The sequence below is a fragment of the Actinomycetota bacterium genome, assembly GCA_035765775.1.
GTDB lineage: Bacteria > Actinomycetota > CADDZG01 > JAHWKV01 > JAOPZY01 > DASTWV01.
Map to the genome: position 1 here is coordinate 36,197 of DASTWV010000028.1, position 15,277 is coordinate 51,473.

The 15,277-nt window shown below is 68.5% G+C and carries 19 protein-coding genes and 1 tRNA gene; 13 read left to right on the top strand and 7 right to left on the bottom strand.

The features are described 5' to 3' along the window. The first annotated feature begins 47 nt into the window (after positions 1-47). A complete protein-coding gene (locus VFW71_06040; protein HEU5002325.1) occupies positions 48-287 on the top strand; it encodes a type II toxin-antitoxin system Phd/YefM family antitoxin in 240 nt (79 codons plus the stop codon). Next, complete coding sequence (locus VFW71_06045; protein HEU5002326.1) at positions 284-676, top strand: type II toxin-antitoxin system VapC family toxin; 393 nt, start codon at positions 284-286, stop codon at positions 674-676. The genes VFW71_06040 and VFW71_06045 overlap by 4 nt, the downstream gene beginning before the upstream one ends. A 20-nt stretch (positions 677-696) precedes the next feature. On the opposite strand, the gene VFW71_06050 is transcribed toward VFW71_06045, so the two are convergent. Then, positions 697-993, bottom strand: a complete 297-nt coding sequence (locus tag VFW71_06050) for a hypothetical protein (GenBank protein HEU5002327.1) — start codon at positions 991-993, stop codon at positions 697-699. A gap of 93 nt (positions 994-1,086) precedes the next feature. Then, positions 1,087-1,407: a hypothetical protein gene (locus VFW71_06055; GenBank protein HEU5002328.1), complete on the bottom strand. Its 321-nt coding sequence runs from the start codon at positions 1,405-1,407 to the stop codon at positions 1,087-1,089. A gap of 902 nt (positions 1,408-2,309) precedes the next feature. On the opposite strand from VFW71_06055, the gene VFW71_06060 reads away from it, so the two are divergent. The 6 genes from VFW71_06060 (at position 2,310) to VFW71_06085 (ending at position 8,243) form a co-directional block, all read left to right on the top strand. Next, entirely contained in the window at positions 2,310-2,552 is a 243-nt protein-coding gene (locus VFW71_06060) for a hypothetical protein (GenBank protein HEU5002329.1), read from the top strand. Between the two features lie 279 nt (positions 2,553-2,831). Further along, positions 2,832-3,782 (top strand): ATP-binding cassette domain-containing protein, encoded by a 951-nt coding sequence (locus VFW71_06065; GenBank protein ID HEU5002330.1) that lies wholly within the window; start codon positions 2,832-2,834, stop codon positions 3,780-3,782. Further along, positions 3,779-4,582: an ABC transporter permease gene (locus tag VFW71_06070; GenBank protein ID HEU5002331.1), complete on the top strand. Its 804-nt coding sequence runs from the start codon at positions 3,779-3,781 to the stop codon at positions 4,580-4,582. The genes VFW71_06065 and VFW71_06070 overlap by 4 nt, the downstream gene beginning before the upstream one ends. Positions 4,583-4,607: 25 nt before the next feature. Then, on the top strand, positions 4,608-5,993 hold the full coding sequence (locus tag VFW71_06075; GenBank protein HEU5002332.1) for a sensor domain-containing protein: 1,386 nt from the start codon (positions 4,608-4,610) through the stop codon (positions 5,991-5,993). A gap of 17 nt (positions 5,994-6,010) precedes the next feature. Further along, positions 6,011-6,655: a response regulator transcription factor gene (locus VFW71_06080; protein ID HEU5002333.1), complete on the top strand. Its 645-nt coding sequence runs from the start codon at positions 6,011-6,013 to the stop codon at positions 6,653-6,655. 460 nt (positions 6,656-7,115) lie between these two features. Then, positions 7,116-8,243 (top strand): hypothetical protein, encoded by a 1,128-nt coding sequence (locus VFW71_06085; protein ID HEU5002334.1) that lies wholly within the window; start codon positions 7,116-7,118, stop codon positions 8,241-8,243. 7 nt (positions 8,244-8,250) lie between these two features. Here VFW71_06085 and VFW71_06090 read toward each other — a convergent pair. From VFW71_06090 to VFW71_06100, 3 genes are all read right to left on the bottom strand, one after another. Further along, positions 8,251-8,323: transfer RNA gene (locus VFW71_06090), tRNA-Arg, on the bottom strand. Between the two features lie 176 nt (positions 8,324-8,499). Beyond that, positions 8,500-8,832, bottom strand: coding sequence for a hypothetical protein (locus VFW71_06095; GenBank protein ID HEU5002335.1), 333 nt, complete (start codon positions 8,830-8,832; stop codon positions 8,500-8,502). Positions 8,833-9,070: 238 nt separating this feature from the next. Continuing rightward, positions 9,071-9,286, bottom strand: coding sequence for a hypothetical protein (locus tag VFW71_06100; protein HEU5002336.1), 216 nt, complete (start codon positions 9,284-9,286; stop codon positions 9,071-9,073). A gap of 600 nt (positions 9,287-9,886) precedes the next feature. Here VFW71_06100 and VFW71_06105 point away from each other — a divergent pair. The 3 genes from VFW71_06105 (at position 9,887) to VFW71_06115 (ending at position 11,492) form a co-directional block, all read left to right on the top strand. Then, positions 9,887-10,252: a hypothetical protein gene (locus VFW71_06105; GenBank protein HEU5002337.1), complete on the top strand. Its 366-nt coding sequence runs from the start codon at positions 9,887-9,889 to the stop codon at positions 10,250-10,252. A 207-nt stretch (positions 10,253-10,459) separates the two neighbouring features. After that, complete coding sequence (locus VFW71_06110; protein ID HEU5002338.1) at positions 10,460-10,930, top strand: hypothetical protein; 471 nt, start codon at positions 10,460-10,462, stop codon at positions 10,928-10,930. A 358-nt stretch (positions 10,931-11,288) separates the two neighbouring features. After that, the gene (locus VFW71_06115; protein HEU5002339.1) at positions 11,289-11,492 is read left to right on the top strand and encodes a hypothetical protein; all 204 of its coding nucleotides are present in this window, start codon (positions 11,289-11,291) and stop codon (positions 11,490-11,492) included. 658 nt (positions 11,493-12,150) lie between these two features. Here VFW71_06115 and VFW71_06120 read toward each other — a convergent pair. Both VFW71_06120 and VFW71_06125 read right to left on the bottom strand, forming a co-directional pair. After that, complete coding sequence (locus VFW71_06120; protein ID HEU5002340.1) at positions 12,151-12,531, bottom strand: iron-sulfur cluster assembly protein; 381 nt, start codon at positions 12,529-12,531, stop codon at positions 12,151-12,153. Beyond that, a complete protein-coding gene (locus VFW71_06125) occupies positions 12,528-12,749 on the bottom strand; it encodes a DUF2249 domain-containing protein (protein HEU5002341.1) in 222 nt (73 codons plus the stop codon). The genes VFW71_06120 and VFW71_06125 overlap by 4 nt, the downstream gene beginning before the upstream one ends. Before the next feature lie 72 nt (positions 12,750-12,821). Here VFW71_06125 and VFW71_06130 point away from each other — a divergent pair, with 72 nt between their 5' ends. Further along, positions 12,822-13,016, top strand: coding sequence for a hypothetical protein (locus VFW71_06130; GenBank protein HEU5002342.1), 195 nt, complete (start codon positions 12,822-12,824; stop codon positions 13,014-13,016). A gap of 790 nt (positions 13,017-13,806) precedes the next feature. Further along, a complete protein-coding gene (locus tag VFW71_06135; GenBank protein ID HEU5002343.1) occupies positions 13,807-15,195 on the top strand; it encodes a hypothetical protein in 1,389 nt (462 codons plus the stop codon). Positions 15,196-15,277: the final 82 nt, after the last annotated feature.

The window sequence follows — 15,277 nt, forward strand, 5'->3', positions numbered from 1 at the left end:
GCGGCTCAAATCGATGTCCATGTCCTATGTCCATGGTAATATGGCGCATGCGTACGGTCCCGGCAGGTGAGTTCAAGCAGCACTGTCTAGCGCTGCTCGACGAGGTGGGGGTTTCCGGTGAGGCCATCCTCATCACCAAACGGGGCCGGCCGGTGGCCCGGTTGGGGCCGGTCTCACCCGATGATCGGGATGACTGGAGTGGAGCCATGGCCGACCGGGGCAGGATCATTGGCGACCTGGTCGCGCCCGCCACCGATCCTGAGGACTGGGAAGCACTGCGCGGGTGAAGCTGCTGCTCGATACGCACGTCTGGCTTTGGCGCCTTTTGGCCCCGGAACACCTGACGCCAGTGGCGGAGTCGGCCTTGACCGACCGCACCAACAGCCTGCACTTATCCCCGGTCTCCACATGGGAAACCCTCGTACTCGCGCGGAAGGGGCGTATCCAGCTGGAGCCCTCGCCCGTCGAATGGGTGCTGGACTCCCTGAGGCGTTCGGCCTTGACCGCAGAACCCTTCGACCACGGGATCGCACTGAGAAGCGAATCTCTAGATGGCTTCGCCTCAACGGATCCAGCAGACCGCTTCCTGGTCGCGACAGCGCTTGAGCGCGGACTTGTCCTCGTCACCGCCGACATCGCGATGCGTTCCTTCGAGCCCGTCAAGACCTTGTGGTAACGCCCGGGGCTTGCCCCGTTTCAGCTGGCCGGGTTGGTCACCGTCTCGGCGATCTCCACGTACTCGATCGTGGGCGCAACGCCGTACAGGCCGGTCACCCGCTCGACAAGGGCCTCGTTGAAGAAGGCCCTGGCTGCCTCCTCGCTCTCCCAGACGTAGAAGTTGGTGGCTCGGCCGGCGTCCGGGTCCATCGTGAAGAACTTGTGCCGCAGGTTCGGCATGCCCTCGAACATCGACCGGGCGTGCGAGGCGATCCCCGCCACCTTCCCGGCGTCGAACCCACTCCCGCAATCGAACGTGACGAAGACACCGATCATGCGTCCCCCCTTGTGCGCGTCCCGTTGGGGCGACGAGCATACGTCTCCCTTCTGGCGGCCGGAAGAGCTGGCCCCTAATCATTTCCGGCCGGCCTAAGCGGCTGGCATGTGAGCCCGGCCCTCCTTGGCGCCGGCCACCGGCGCCCGCTCGAAGCGGCCGAACACGGTTACCAGCATGGCCAGTGTGGCCAGGGCGAGCGGCAGGAAGGCTGGGTTCAGGGGCGACGGATGCAGACCCAGGTGCAGCAGAATCAGGGAGGCAACCAGCATCGCCGTGAGCTGCCATAGGAAGACGGTCATGCAGATCCGGTTGCCGGCGATGACCGCCATCCAGGGCTTGGCGTTGGCCAGCCATCGGTTGACCGCCGGCCGGGCCAGCATGACGAGGCCCACCAGCCAGAACGTCAGGGCCACGATCACCAGGGTCGGGGGTTCACGTTGGGGGGTTCATGTTGGAGAACTTGTCAGTGCCATTGCCCACCATGCTGACCGGATAGAGCCGCTGGCGGTCAGGCCGATCAAGGCCACCAGGCCGCCGCCGGTCATGACCGCCAAGGTCCGCCGGATGCCTGGGTGAGGCTGCCATGGGCGAAGAAGAAGCCCAGCTGGTGCGCCAGCAACCACACGAAGCCAAAATTTGGCCCAGCCGATCCAGCCGATGCCCATCTGGTGGTGCAGCTCGTCCACGGCGCCGGCCGCGATCGCCAGGCCCAGGACAACGCCAGCCCGGTACCGCCCCAATTGCCCATATGCATGAGCACCTCGAAGCCGGTCCAGGCACCGAGGAACACGAGGGACGGGGTGAGCAGGCGGCGCATCCGGCGCCGCAGGTAGGTGCCCGCCGTGTCGCCCCGCCTGCGGCCGGACTCCAGGCTGACCAGGTTGGAGAAGCCGCCGACGAAGAAGAACAGATGAAGAACGTGGCCATGATCTGCAGCACCCAGGTGAGGATCTTGAGCTGGGGCGACAGGTCGAGCAGGCTGTGCTGGGCGACCCGCCCGTGCGGGGCGACGATCACCATTCCCAGGTAGTGGCCGAGGACTGCCATGGCGATACTGGCGGCCCGCAGGAAGTCCACGTACCGGTCCCGGGTGGTCGGGGTCGCCACGTCCTCGGCGCCCACCCGGACGTCACCATCTGCGCCCCGGACTGGCGAAGCGTCGAGCGCGCCCGTGACCTCCTTGCATCGTGCGTCCTGTGCCCCGAACCTGGCGTGGCCTCTCCATCCGTATCCCGGTACGTTCGCGGCCACGGACGAAGTGGTGTGGATCGCCCGCACGGACCATGAATCGACCCGTGGGTCGCCGGACACCGGCGTGGCGGTGACGGACTGGAACAGCAACCAGGGAGCCACCACTGGCTGGACGCTCGCCTGGGAGGTGGCGACCAGGGCGCTTGAGGACAGCGTGGGCGACGGGGAGGAACACGCAGCGGCATCGGAATCCCCTGGCCACCCTGCCTGTCGCGCGCGGGTGTGGCTGCTGGCCCGCCGCCGCGTGGTGGTGGCCGACCGCCTGCACGCCCACATCCTGGCCACGCTGCTGGGCTGCCCCAGGTAATCCTGCCCGACCGCGCCCGTCGCCGAATCTCAGAGATTCCGGGTCGAGGAGTGGCGGATGTCTACCGATGCACGAGCCGGACTCCGCCCAGGCGGTTGTGAGTGCCAGGGCCACGCTGGCCTGCGGCGAAGCGCCCGTCGCCATAGCACCGCCGGCCCCGCCCCCGGGGGATAACCCCCGGGCCGAAATTCGGGTGCTACCCGGATTCCCACCTCGCCGACTGCTCCGTACCGTTCTCGGTGAACGGAACTCCCTGGACGACAAGAAAGGAGGTGGAGGGTGATCCAAGCGGTAGGGCTGACCAAGGCGTATGGCCGCACGACGGCCGTCGACGACCTGACCTTCGACGTGCACCCCGGGGTGGTCACCGGGTTTCTCGGGCCGAACGGGGCCGGGAAGTCGACCACGATGCGACTCCTCATGGGGCTGGAGGCGCCCGACGCGGGGAAGGCCCTGATTGACGGGCGCCCGTACCACGCACTCAACTGGCCCCTCCGCCAGGTGGGTGCGCACCTCGACGCCAAGGCCTTCCACCCGGGGCTGACCGCCGAGCAGCACCTCCGGGCCCTCGCCCGGGCCAACGCCATCGACCGGTCCCGGGTGGCGGTGGTCCTCGAGCAGGTCGGGCTCAGCCCCGTCGGCCGCAGGCGGGTGGGGACCTTCTCCCTTGGGATGGCGCAGCGCCTGGGGATCGCCGCCGCGCTCCTGGGCGACCCCGGCAACCTGCTGTTCGACGAGCCCATGAACGGCCTGGACCCCGAAGGCATCCACTGGATCCGCACGTTCCTGCGGGCTCTGGCGGCCGAGGGCCGCGCCATCCTGCTCTCCAGCCACCTCATCGCCGAGATGGCTCTCACTGCCGACCGGTTGGTGGTCGTCGGGCGGGGCCGGGTGGTCGCCCAGCTGTCGAGCCGGGAACTGGCCGCCCGGGCCCCCCGGTCGGTTCGGGTGCGGGCGGAGGATCAGGCCGGGCTGGCCGCAGTGCTGCTTGGGGCGGCGATGACCGTGAGCACCGGACCCGACGGTTCGCTCTCGGTCACCGGCAGCGAGCCCGCCGCCATCGCCGCCCTGGCGGCGCGTGCAGGGGTCCAGCTCCACGAGCTGACGCCCGAGCGCGCCTCCCTCGAGGAGGTGTTCCTGGAGTTGACCGACGCCAGCACCGACTACCGCGCTGTCGCCGCCGCGGGCGCGGCTCGCAACGGGGCAAGCCCCACGAGGAGGACGCCATGACGACCACGACCCTCACCCATCGGCCCCCAGCGAGCAGCTACGGGATCGGCGACGGAGTCCGCTCGGAGTGGACCAAGTTCATGTCGCTCCGCTCGACGCGCTGGACCCTGGCGTTGTTCCCGGTCACCGCCATCGCATTCGGCATGGTGATCGGGGCGGCAACGGGAGCCCACTGGCCGCACATGACGGCGCAGGCCCGCACCCACTGGGACCCCACCAACAATCTCCTCGCCGCTCTGGTCCCCGGTTACCTGCTGGTTCCGGTGCTCGGCGTGCTCATGATGACCAGCGAGTACGGCTCGGGCTCGATCCGCTCCACCCTGGCGGCCCTGCCCCGCCGTCCCCTGGTCCTGGCGTCGAAGGCGATCGTCTTCGCCCTCGTCGCCTTCGTGGCCTGCGAAGCTGTGACCCTCGCCACGTTCGCCGCCGGCCAGGCCGTCATGGGGAGCGCTCCCCACGCTCACCTCAACCAGCCCGGCGTCCTGCGTGCCCTCGTGCTCTCGCCGGGATTCCTGGTCCTCATGGGCCTGTTCGGGCTCGGGATCGGGGCCATCGTGCGGCGCAGTGCCGCTGCGGTGGCGGTGTACGCTGGCTTCGCCGTGGTCGTACCGCCGATCCTCAGCGCCCTCCCGGGCCGGCTGTGGAAGTTCGGCCCCATCATCATCATGGGCAACTCCGTGGGCGCCGTGAAGATCATGCCCGGCTTCCTCTCGCCGTGGGCCGGCTTTGGAGTGATGGCGGCGTACGCAGCCCTGGCTCTGGGGGCCGGTGCCTTCCTGCTCGCCGCCCGGGACGCCTGAGCTCCACCTACGGGCTGGGACGCCGGTGAGGTCAGTGGACGCCATGGGCACCGAGACCGCGGGGCGAGGTGTCTCGGGAGGCCGCCCGTTGGGCACGGCCCTGGCCCGGTTCGTTCTCGCCGCCGCCCGGGAACCCTTCACCAGGCGAGCGCGCTCCGAGGGGCTCTTCTGCCTGATCGGGGTGCTGATCGGCCAGGTTCTTCTGGCCGCCTTCAGCCTCCTGGTGTTCCCCGACACGGCGGTGGCGCTGGTGCGTGCCGCCATCATCGTGGCGATCCTCGCTCCGATCCTTGTGGCGACGGGGGCTGCCCGGGGTCTGGGAGCCCTGCTGCGCCGCCTGGTGGTCTGGCTGCTCGGCCGGCCGATCGCACCCTTCCCGCCAGCCCGCCGCCAGCACGGCTGGCTCGGCCACGAACGGACGTCGATCAAGGACGCCAGCAGCTGGAAATCCTTGGCCTACCTGGTGGCGAAGGTCCCTCTGACTGCGCTGGAGTTGTACGCCCTCTTGTACTGGGTGGGGCTGGCCGACCTCACCTACCCGATCTGGTGGCGGCTGTTCCGGAACCACCCGCCCGGGACACGGCTGCACGCCGTCGCCTTCCTCACCCCGTTCGGGGCCTTCCGGATCGCCACGTTCCCGGGCACCTTCGTGGTGTTCGCCGCTGGGGTGGCCATGGTGTTGGCCGCCCCATGGGTCACCCGGGGAGTGACCTGGGTGGACGGCTGGGTGGCTCGGGGCTTGCTCGGCCCAGCTCGCCTCGCCCAGCGGGTGCAGGACCTGGAGGAGACCCGGGCCCAGATGATCGAGGACTCGGACGCCCGGCTGCGCCGGATCGAGCGGGACCTCCATGACGGGGCGCAGGCCCAGCTCGCCACCCTCGCCATGAAGCTGGGCCAGGCGAAGGAGAAGCTCGCCGGCACCTCCGGGATCCCCTACGACCCGGCCGGCGCCCTCGAACTGGTCGATGCCGCCCACGGCCATGCCAAGGAAGTGCTGGTCGAGCTGCGCAACCTCGCCCGCGGGATCCACCCCCCGGTGCTGGACGTGGGCCTCGATGCTGCCCTGGCGACGCTCGCCGCCCGCAGCGCCGTCCCGACCGGCCTGAGTATCAACCTTCCTGACCGGCCGCCTCCCGCGATCGAGACCATCGCTTACTTCAGCGCCGCCGAGTTGCTGGCCAACGTCGCCAAGCACGCCCATGCGGGCCGGGCCACGGTCGAGGTGACTGCTCGCAACGGCGCCCTGCGCCTGGAGGTCAGCGACGACGGCATCGGGGGCGCCCGGCCGGAGCGCGGAACCGGCCTGGCCGGCCTGGCTGACCGGGTGCGCGCGGTCGACGGTCACCTGCGCCTGTCGAGCCCCCCCGGAGGACCTACGGCCGTCACCATCGAGCTGCCGTTGCACGGCTAAGGGATCGGGGGATCGGGATGCGGGTCATCGTTGCGGAGGATGCCGTGGTGATGCGGGAGGGCCTCGTCCGGCTCCTGCAGGACCGCGGGTTCGAGGCCACCGGCGTCAGCGACGGCGAGGCGCTGCTCGCGGCCGTGGCCCATGAGGTCCCGGACGCCGCCGTGGTGGACATCCGCATGCCCCCGACCCACACCGACGAAGGGCTGCGGGCGGCGATCGCCCTGCGCCAGCGGTATGCGGGCCTGGGGGTGCTGGTCTTCTCCCAGTACGTCGAGACGCACTTCGCCCGCCAGCTCCTCGCCGAGAACCCGGCCGGCGTGGGCTACCTGCTGAAGGAGCGGGTGGCCGATGTCGCCGAGTTCGTCGATGCGCTGCGCCGGGTCGCCGCGGGCGGGACGGCGCTCGATCCCGAGGTCGTGGCCCAGCTGCTGGGGGCCAGCGAGCGGGCGGGCGTGCTGGGTGCCACCCTGACGCCCCGGGAGACCGAGGTGCTCGCCCTGATGGCCGAGGGCCGGTCGAACGCCGCCATCGCCGCGCGTCTTGTCATCGGCGAGGGGGCCGTGGAGAAGCACGTGGCCAACATCTTCCTGAAGCTCGGGCTGCCGAGTTCCGAGAGTGACAACCGTCGGGTCCTGGCGGTCCTCCACTACCTACAGTCCTAGGTAGACGGTCCCACAGGATGTGATCCAAACGAACCGCACCTGCCCTAACGTAGTTCGACTTATCGGTCCAGCTAGGACGCGGGCTGGAGCGATAATGCAAGGGGGGGCAAAAGGGCGTTTGAACAGGGCTTCCCCCGTCGGGCTGCTTGGTGTTGTTGCGAATCATCTCGCTTGCCTCAAGGACTCTTCGCGGCGCATTGCCTGGGATGTGGAACGGCCAGGGGGTCCTTGGATGGCGATCCTCCACGAAGAGGTCAAGATGGCCACCCCGGGGCAGCCGGGTGCTGGGTGTTGCCCTTGGCGACGGGCGCCAGAGGTCCCTGCCCCGGTAAGTGCCTTGGGCCTGCCTTTTCCGGCAAGGAACTCTGCCCTTGTAGCCACCCCACTTTTGCTTGCCTGACTGGGGGTGAAACGCTACCTTGCGAGGAGCGCAGCGCTAGGACCTAAGGCGGAGGATAGCGTGTACCAGCGGCGTGTCGAAGGCGGGACCAACCCTTGGGGGCCCGTTCCGCTCCCTCCGGACCCGTATTGGAAACCATCGCTGGCGGCACAGCGGATCTCCGGGATCTGGGATCTTCCGACGCTGCTTCATCTGCAGCGCTCGGCCGGCAACTCGTCCGTTCTGAATGCTCTCGGGATGGGCGGCTCCCGGCCCGCCGTTCAACCCGGCCAAGGTAGGACGGTCCAGAGAGCAATCGCCACCACCGCCCGGCAAGTCTCGCTGACGGATAACAACGTCATGGACGGAAAGGCTATTACTTCTCCCACAGTGGACATGGGGACGACTACGCAGCCCGCGGGTGCCGTTGCTCCGCAGTACCAGGTGGACCCCGTTCCCTTCAAGACCCATAAGGGCCAACGATTTCGGGCCAAGCTCCGGCTCACGCAGAAAGCCGACGAGGGGACCGTGGATTCGATTTACACGGCCCCAGGAACTTACTACACCCACTATCGGTGGAAGCCGGAGAGCGCCATCAGGGAATTGTATCGGGGCCAAGAACACCGAATGCACCCCTCAGAGCTGGAGGCAAAGAATCGCAAGATAAACCCTGCCACGGAAGCCGATGCGGTCAACTGGGAGTACCTGTATGTCAACGTGTCGAGGGCCATTGCCTTGCAGTCGAAGGCAGCGGAGCACGAGCACCTGAGCGATATCCGTGAGGCATACCGCCTCACCCTAGCCGCAGCGGAGCAAGCGGTTCGCGCCGTGATAGCGAGTATGCCCTTGGATGGGTTCGGCGGGGTTTCCGGATACCGCACGTGGGAAGCCGCCCTGTCAGACGTCGCGACGCGGATCCTGCACCAACTCCCTCAGGAGAGGCGCCCATTGGGCACGGACCAGAACCAATGGCTGGGCCGGTACCTTTCCTTGGCCAAAATGACGCAGGACCGAGATGCCAAATTCTGGCACTATTTCGACCTTCGTTCGAGTGGGTTCATGTACAATAACCGGCTGCTGAAGAGCGTGACCGAGACCTGGGATATCTATGCCGAGCACCCCGAGACGATGATTCACTACGCGGATGTCATCGTGGGAAATCAGCTCCAGGTAGGTAGGCACCCATCGAGTTCGGTCGTCCATCTCTGAGAGTTTGTGCCCCCGGTAGGAATCGAACCTACGACACCAGGTTTAGGAAACCTGTGCTCTATCCACTGAGCTACGAGGGCGGGGCATATAGAAAAGGTGGGAGAAAACCTCCTCGGGTAAGCCGCTAAGCCTCCTCCAGGTGCGATTTTAGCGGTTGGGGGTCGCTGGCCCTGCTCGGCTGGTCCCCGCTTCCCTCCGGCCTTCCGAACGGAACCGGGCACGCTTAAGTCATTGCGTATCCCGGCTGATGCGCCGTCTACGCCGCGGCGCCGAGCTTCCATCGTTGCCGGTGCTCGTGGAGCGCGAACCAGTTGAGCATGAGGGCATAGCCCAGCAGATTCACGTTCTGGCGGCCGTACCCGATGCTGTGCGCCCGGCCCAGGTACAGCGTGTCTTCCAAGCCGCGGTTGATGGACTCCGAATCGCTCCGCCGCGCGTAGATCTGCTTGAAGTCTGGATCCCACGGCGGGATCGGCCGGACGTTCTCGGTCCGGTTGAGCTTGCGGGCCTTGTCCTCGTCGTTGTTACACAGCCGGACGGTGACGGTCCTGCGGCCGTAAGCCTCCGGCGTTCGTAGTCGTTGTACCAACGGAACAGCCCGTTGGCGTCCTCCCTGCGCGAGGTCCGGATCCGCCGCAGGCCAACGAACTCGAGCTCGCCTTTGTCGTTCAGCTCCCCGAGCCCGATGGCGCCGCCCAGGGCGTAGAGGTGCACCGTCCGCACGGCGCCGTCCGACAGCGTGACGGTCCGGTCCTCGACGTGCACCGACTTCTCCACCCGCCGGCCCTCGGCCCGCCGCGGCTTGCTTGACCCCTTAACCGCAGCGGTCACCCGGTTGACCGGCAGCCAGCCGTGCTCACGTAGCAGCGTCTGGCGATGAACACCGCGGAGCGCCGTGTCGTAGACGACGCCTTGGGCTCCGGCACCAACGGTCGCAGCCGGGCGAAACAGCCCATGGCCACCTTGGCCTCGCCCCCGGCTTCCGGCACCCAGTCGGTGTCCAGGATGATCCGGCCCCGGACCTGCTCAGAGCGGGCGGCCACGATGACGAACTTGGTGCCGTAGGCGGTCTCCCCGGGCCCTCGAAGTGCAGCTCAGCATCAGGCTCGTAGCGCACCTGCTTGATCTCGCCGGTCTTCTTGTTGACCCAGGTCTCGCCCACCCGGCCCTTGAACAAAAGCGTGACCACCTTGCCGTCGGCGTGCAGCATCCGGGTGAGCGATGGGTGGGTGAACGACCCCGGCCCGTCAGGGTCCATCAGCCCGAGCTCCCGGGCCTGGTCAGCGGCGAGCTGGCGATGAAGCTCCGCCAGCTCTGCCAGCACCTCCGAATTGGAAAGGTATCGGTTGCGACCGTACAGGTAGTGGTGCCGGCGCATCGGACGTGACGGCAGCCGCATCGTTGGGAAACAGCTTCTTGAGGGTCCGGTTCGGCTCCCGGGCCGGCCTTGAGGCGATCCTGCCCGACCTCTACCCCCCCGCCGTCACGGCGTTCTCTGCCGAGGCCGTCTCCGGTTCCTGGGCAGAAAGCTCCATGGCGGATTCGAGGGCGAGGCGAGCACCTCCAAGCGCCGCCGGCACCAGGCTGGCGGGTCAAGCACAACGCTGAAGTGCAACTCGATCACGGTTTACGACAAGGACTCGGTGCTGCGCATCGAGACCACGATCAACCCGAAGGAGTTCAAGGTCTTCCGGGTTGCCCACACCGCCTCCGGTCCCACCCGGCGGTGGTGTCCGATGGGCAAGGCTGTCGAGAACACCTGGCGCTACCACCAAGAGGTCCAACGTGTCGGCGTTGCCGGAGCCCTGCCAGCCGACCGATCCATCCTCGTGCTCGATGAGCCCACCGCCCAACCTCGACCCGACCTCGACGGCGAGGATCAACTGCGTCCGGGCGGTGCTCCATGCGGCGGAGGGCGAGACCCTGGTATGGATCACCCACCGTCTCGTTGGCTTGACTCCTTCGACCGCGCCGTGATTCTGGAGCGCGGGCGTATCGCCGACGCGTGAGGGCCGTCGCCCTCACGTCCGATAATATATAGTCACCAGTAGAATAATAGGGCGTGGGATGAAGGGCGCTGAGCAAGGTGGGACCGAGGCGGATTGGGTTCGTGCCCGTAGCCGGCAACCTCCGTGGGTGCCCAGATTGGCTGGCGTGATTTATGGTCCTGGCTCTAGGCCACCCGGGCCACGAGTCGGCCGGAGGGGAGTGGGAGAATGGCGCACAACACCATGCTGATCGGCGTTGAGTTGCTTGCCTCCTCGGTGTGGGTAGGTTCCCTGGTGTGCCTTCCCCTCGTCGCCGCGGCGGCTCGGGAGTCGCTGACCCCCGATGCCCGGGTGGCTTTGTTCCGCTCTCTGGGCCGGCGCTATGGCATCGTCGGCAACGGCGCGCTGGCCCTCGCCATTGCTGTCGGGCTCGCCCTGGCCTGGCCCCCGTCATCGTGGAGCGGCCTTGAGGTCGCTGCGGTCATCCTCACCGGCGCCTTGGTCGCCCTGACTGCGGTCGGGGTCCGCCAAGCCCGGGCCATGACCCGGCTACGACGTCGCTTCCTGGGCAATGCGACCGACGAGGTCCTTGCCGGCCAGGTTCACCGTGGGGGAAGGGTCGCCGCTGGGCTGCGCGGCCTGATCGCAGCGTTCACGCTCGCCATTGTGGTGGTGGTGGCCCGGATCGTCGGTTCCTGAACCCTGAACCCCGGCGCGCCGGCGCTGCAGTGCCCCTGGCCCCTCTTCGACTGACCTTGTCCGGACCTGTCGGGGCGGGAGATTGCCGGAACCAATCCTCCCAGAGCGAGAGCAACTGTCGCCGAGTAGGCGAAGTCCATCGTGCAGGGGTGAAAGGGCAACGAATGCGTTTCGATGGCCGGAGTCGAAGCCGCGGTGCAGATACCCCTGGGCGAGAAACCTGGCCCTCGCCCAGTCACCCCGAGAACGCCCTCGGGGTGCGGCCGACCGGCCTGGCTGCGTGGCCGTTCCTGGCCCTTGGAACCGGGGCGGTCATAGCTGGGGGATGCTCTCCGCCGCGAGCAGCATGGCGCCGTCCATGCTGCGCTCCTGGGCTGCCGGGTATCTGGTCCTTGTGGCAGGTGTCGCCCAGGTCCTCCTCGGGCTCGGCCAGGAGTATCTCGCCCACCCGGGCATCGGTGCGACGCGGCGCTGGGCTGAGCTTGGTTGCTGGAATCTCGGCAATGCTCTGGTCCTCGTGGGCGGGCTCCTTGAGGTCGAGGCAGCGATCATCGCCGGGTAGCATCCTGCTCCTGGCTGCGCTCGCAACATTCGCCTCTGCCACCAGGCACGGCAACCCGGAGTGGCGCCGAGTGCAGGTCGGCTACAGAGCCCTGATGATGGCTCTTGCTCTGAGCGTTCCGGTCGGGATCCTGCTCGCCCGGCCTCACTAGTGTTGGCTGTCGCCCCGTTCAGAGCCCAGCTCCGCAAGAGCCCTCTTCGCGGTGGAAGTTGTGGACGCCTGGCATCCACCGGATTCCGTTGCGAACGGTGCTGCGGCCCCAAGTGCACCCCGAACCGGACCCGCTGGGCTAGCTCGCCCCGAGGACGAGGGCTCCGGTAATCACCCGTGGAGCGTCGTGCCCGGGAGCCCGTGTCATCGTGCGGCCATCGCTATCCCGGTTCCGAGACGCTGCGCGCCTTTGCGTCGCCCGACTCATCCATTAGGCTCGGCAACTTGCTCGTGCCACGCTCAAGCTTCCTTGCAGCCGCCAAGAGGGAGTATGATACTCCTCAGGGCAAAGAACACGCTTACTACTATGGCCAAACAATAGCCAGTAACGTGCAGCCGCCCCAATCCCTGGAATTTCACCGAACCAAGGCGAAACCCTGCTCACAGGGAGGCCGGCCTGGTCCTCGCCGGCACGGACGAATTGACGCCCGATTTGGCCGTGCCGGGATCACAGTGCCCTGAAGCCGAGGGAGCGCGCCCGGTCCTCGTCGATCATGGCCGGGCTCCAGGGCGGGTCCCACACGACACGCACCTCGACCGTCACGCGTCCCTCGACGGCGTCGGCGATGGCCGCACGTGCCATCTCGGGCAGCACTTCCGACGCCGGGCAACCTGGCGTGGTCATCGTCATCTGCACGAGCACCGCGCCGTTCTCGTCGCGCACGTCGTAGACCAGCCCGAGCGACACCACGTCGAGGTACAGCTCCGGGTCATAGACGCCCCGCAGCGCGTCCCACGCGGTGTCGAGCACATCCGACGCCGACAGCTTCAGCCACTCCAACCCGAGGGCGACGCCGGTGCCTCGCTTTTCGGGCCGGGCTGTGCTCACGGCGTCCGCCGGAAGCTGACCCGCCAGTCGCCTCCACCGAGGTCTTCCGCCTCGTAGGCGAAGCCCTGGGAGGAGAGGACCCCTTCGAGGGGTACCGGCTCGAACGGCGCCAGCACCACCAGTTCCTCGCCGGGAGCTAGGGTGCCGGCTGCGGTCATGATCGTATCGAACGGCTCGCCGCCCGATGCAATGATCGGACGGGCGTCGACGGTGGCCATCACCTTCTCCTTTCTCGGGTACCGGAGTGTTCCGAAGAAGCGATGTTATTCTAGTCCAAGCTAGAAGTTAGCATGCGAACGGTCTCGGGTGATGACCCGCTTCCGCGCTCCGAGTTGGACACCCTCGCTCTCGGTGACCTGGACGTGGAGCCGGGCCCGCCCCAAGCGGTGGTAGATGCGGCCAGTGCGACTCCGACGGCCCAACGCTTCTTCGACCCGTCGGCGTGCGCCGCGCAGCGGGCGGCGACCAGCCCGGAGAAGGCATGACGCAGCCCAGGTCCCTGCTTGACTCACTTGTGCCTGGGGCAACCCTTGCCCTGCTCTGCGCTTGGCTCTGTGAGCGCGCCTGGCCGGGCCCACCCGGACCGGGCGTCCGAGCTCGGAGCGGTCTGGTGGACTACGAGGGGTCGATGGCGATCTGCCGGGCCGGCCCGTCGGAGAGCACACTGACTGGCGTGAAAATCTGCTATCCGCTAGAGATACACTGGCCGGGTGAGCAGCTTGGGCGAGTCAGCACAAGGCCGGCTAGCACGGGTTAGAGCCACGGGGAAGGCCGCACCGCGCGGTCAGCACGCGACGGTAGCCGGCGTGATCGATGAGGCTGACGCAGTCAACTTGCACTTCAGTCCCGGGGAGCCGGGTGGGCTCGTGCCCGGCCAGCACTCCAACGTCGGCTCTCCGGTGGGTGGGCGGGCGGCCCGGTCCAGCGGGCCTACTCGATGGGCTCGTCGGTGGGACCCGGACCCGTCCATGATCGACCCCGTCCGGGAGGTCCCCGGTGGGCTGTTCTCCTCCTGCCGGTTGGGTTCCGAGCCGGCCAGCCTCTCGAGCTACCTGGCCTTTGGGCCGGTTCAGTCGGAGAAACCTCGTCGCCAGACCGGTGCTGCTGGCCAAGGCGGGCAGCGGGCCGCCCGGCTCGGCGCCCGGTGGGCGAGGAGTTCGCCGAGCGAGCCGTGGAGATAGACCCGGTCGCCCCGGATTCGTCCATGACCGTCGCCGAGGCGGCCAAGGCCATGGCGTCGTTGCTCAACGGCCCCCCCCACGAACGAGTGGCTCGATGACGACTGGCACTGAGCGCACGCCGGCCGGGCCGGCTGGCTCCTGGAGGAGGCGTCCGGCGGGAGTGCCCGCCGGGGTGCCGCCGCCGTCGGTGCCGTTGGCCTTTTTGGCCGCGGCAGCAGCCGGGCTGATGGCCTGCGGCGGCGCCTGGATCTGGGCGCGGGGCGTGGCCGCCATACAGCCCACCGCCGACCCGGTCGTCGCCGCGGTGCACTTCGGGGTGCTGGCCGCCTTGGCGACGGGGATCCTCGGCGCCACCCACCAGTTCACCCCGGTCATCACCGGCAAACCGCTTCGCTCGTTGCGACTTGCCCGAGCAACGTTCATGGCCTGGCTGGCGGCGTCGTGGATGCTGCCGCTCGGGGTCGCCACCGAACAGGTCGGCGTGACCTCGGCCGGTGGCGCTCTGGCGGGTGTGGCCGTCGTGCTGCTCGCCGTCAACCTCAGCGCGCCCCTGTCGGTGCGGGGGAGGGGGGCGCCGGTGACCGCGCTGCGCTTCGCTGCCGGTGGTGCGGTGCTGACTAGCTTTCTCGGCGTCGCCTTCGTCGGTGACCGCCAGGGGAACTGGTTCACGCTCTCCGGCCATGTCGACCTGGCGATGGGCGTGATCGGCCTGTTCGGCTGGCTCGGGGTCACCTACGTCGGCGTCGCCGAGAAGCTGTGGCCGATGTTCATGTTGGCGCACCTCCCTGCCCGACGCCGCGCCGGGACCGTCGCGGTGTGGGCCGTCCCGGTTGGGGCAGCAGCCCTAGCTGGAGGGCTGGCCTTCGAGATGGCCAGCGTGGCGTGGGCCGGGGCGACGATCCTTGCCGCCGGCCTCGGCGCCCACCTCACCTCGCTGGGGAGCCATATCCGGCATCGCCGCCGGAAGGCCGACCTGCACCTCGTGTTCGTGGTGACCTCGGCGGTCTGGCTCTTTGTCGGCACCGGCCTCGCCCTGGCCGCCGTCTTGGTGTTCCCGCATCACAGCGGCCAGGGAGTGGCGTTGGTGGCGGCAGCCATGGCCGCGGTGGGCGGCTGGCTGCTCGAGGCCTTGGTGGGCCACGCCCACAAGGTCGTGCCGTTCATCGCGTGGACCGCGCTTCGGGCCCGCGGGGTGGTCAGCGGGCCGTCGGGCCGGCAACTCATGTTTGCCGACCTTTACAACCACACCTGGGCCGCCGTTTCCTACGGGACGGTCACCGCCGGGATCGCGGCACTGTGTGCGGGCCTCGGGGCGTCGGCGCCGGCGGCGACTTTGGCCGGCGGCGCCCTCCTCGGGGTGACCGGGGCCGTTGTGGCCGCCAACCTGTCGGTGGTGCCCGGCCGGTGCCTCGCCAGCCGAGCGGTGCAGGCCAGCGCCGCGCTCTCCGGCGGGGAGGGCAGGCGGCGACGTGACCGATCCTGACCATGCCGGGCCGGGGCATCGAGATTGAACTTCCCGGTCGAGCCAGCCGCCCTTCGGTGCCGAGCAAGGTGCCGAGGGACAG

Excerpts from the sequence above, each read along its gene's own strand:
- VFW71_06130 (HEU5002342.1), top strand. The coding sequence starts at position 12,822 with ATGCGAACGGTCTCGGGTGATGACCCGCTTCCGCGCTCCGAGTTGGAC.
- VFW71_06050 (HEU5002327.1), bottom strand. The coding sequence starts at position 993 with ATGATCGGTGTCTTCGTCACGTTCGATTGCGGGAGTGGGTTCGACGCC.
- VFW71_06125 (HEU5002341.1), bottom strand. The coding sequence starts at position 12,749 with ATGGCCACCGTCGACGCCCGTCCGATCATTGCATCGGGCGGCGAGCCG.
- VFW71_06070 (HEU5002331.1), top strand. The coding sequence starts at position 3,779 with ATGACGACCACGACCCTCACCCATCGGCCCCCAGCGAGCAGCTACGGG.
- VFW71_06110 (HEU5002338.1), top strand. The coding sequence starts at position 10,460 with ATGGCGCACAACACCATGCTGATCGGCGTTGAGTTGCTTGCCTCCTCG.
- VFW71_06080 (HEU5002333.1), top strand. The coding sequence starts at position 6,011 with ATGCGGGTCATCGTTGCGGAGGATGCCGTGGTGATGCGGGAGGGCCTC.
- VFW71_06115 (HEU5002339.1), top strand. The coding sequence starts at position 11,289 with ATGCTGCGCTCCTGGGCTGCCGGGTATCTGGTCCTTGTGGCAGGTGTC.
- VFW71_06040 (HEU5002325.1), top strand. The coding sequence starts at position 48 with ATGCGTACGGTCCCGGCAGGTGAGTTCAAGCAGCACTGTCTAGCGCTG.
- VFW71_06135 (HEU5002343.1), top strand. The coding sequence starts at position 13,807 with ATGACGACTGGCACTGAGCGCACGCCGGCCGGGCCGGCTGGCTCCTGG.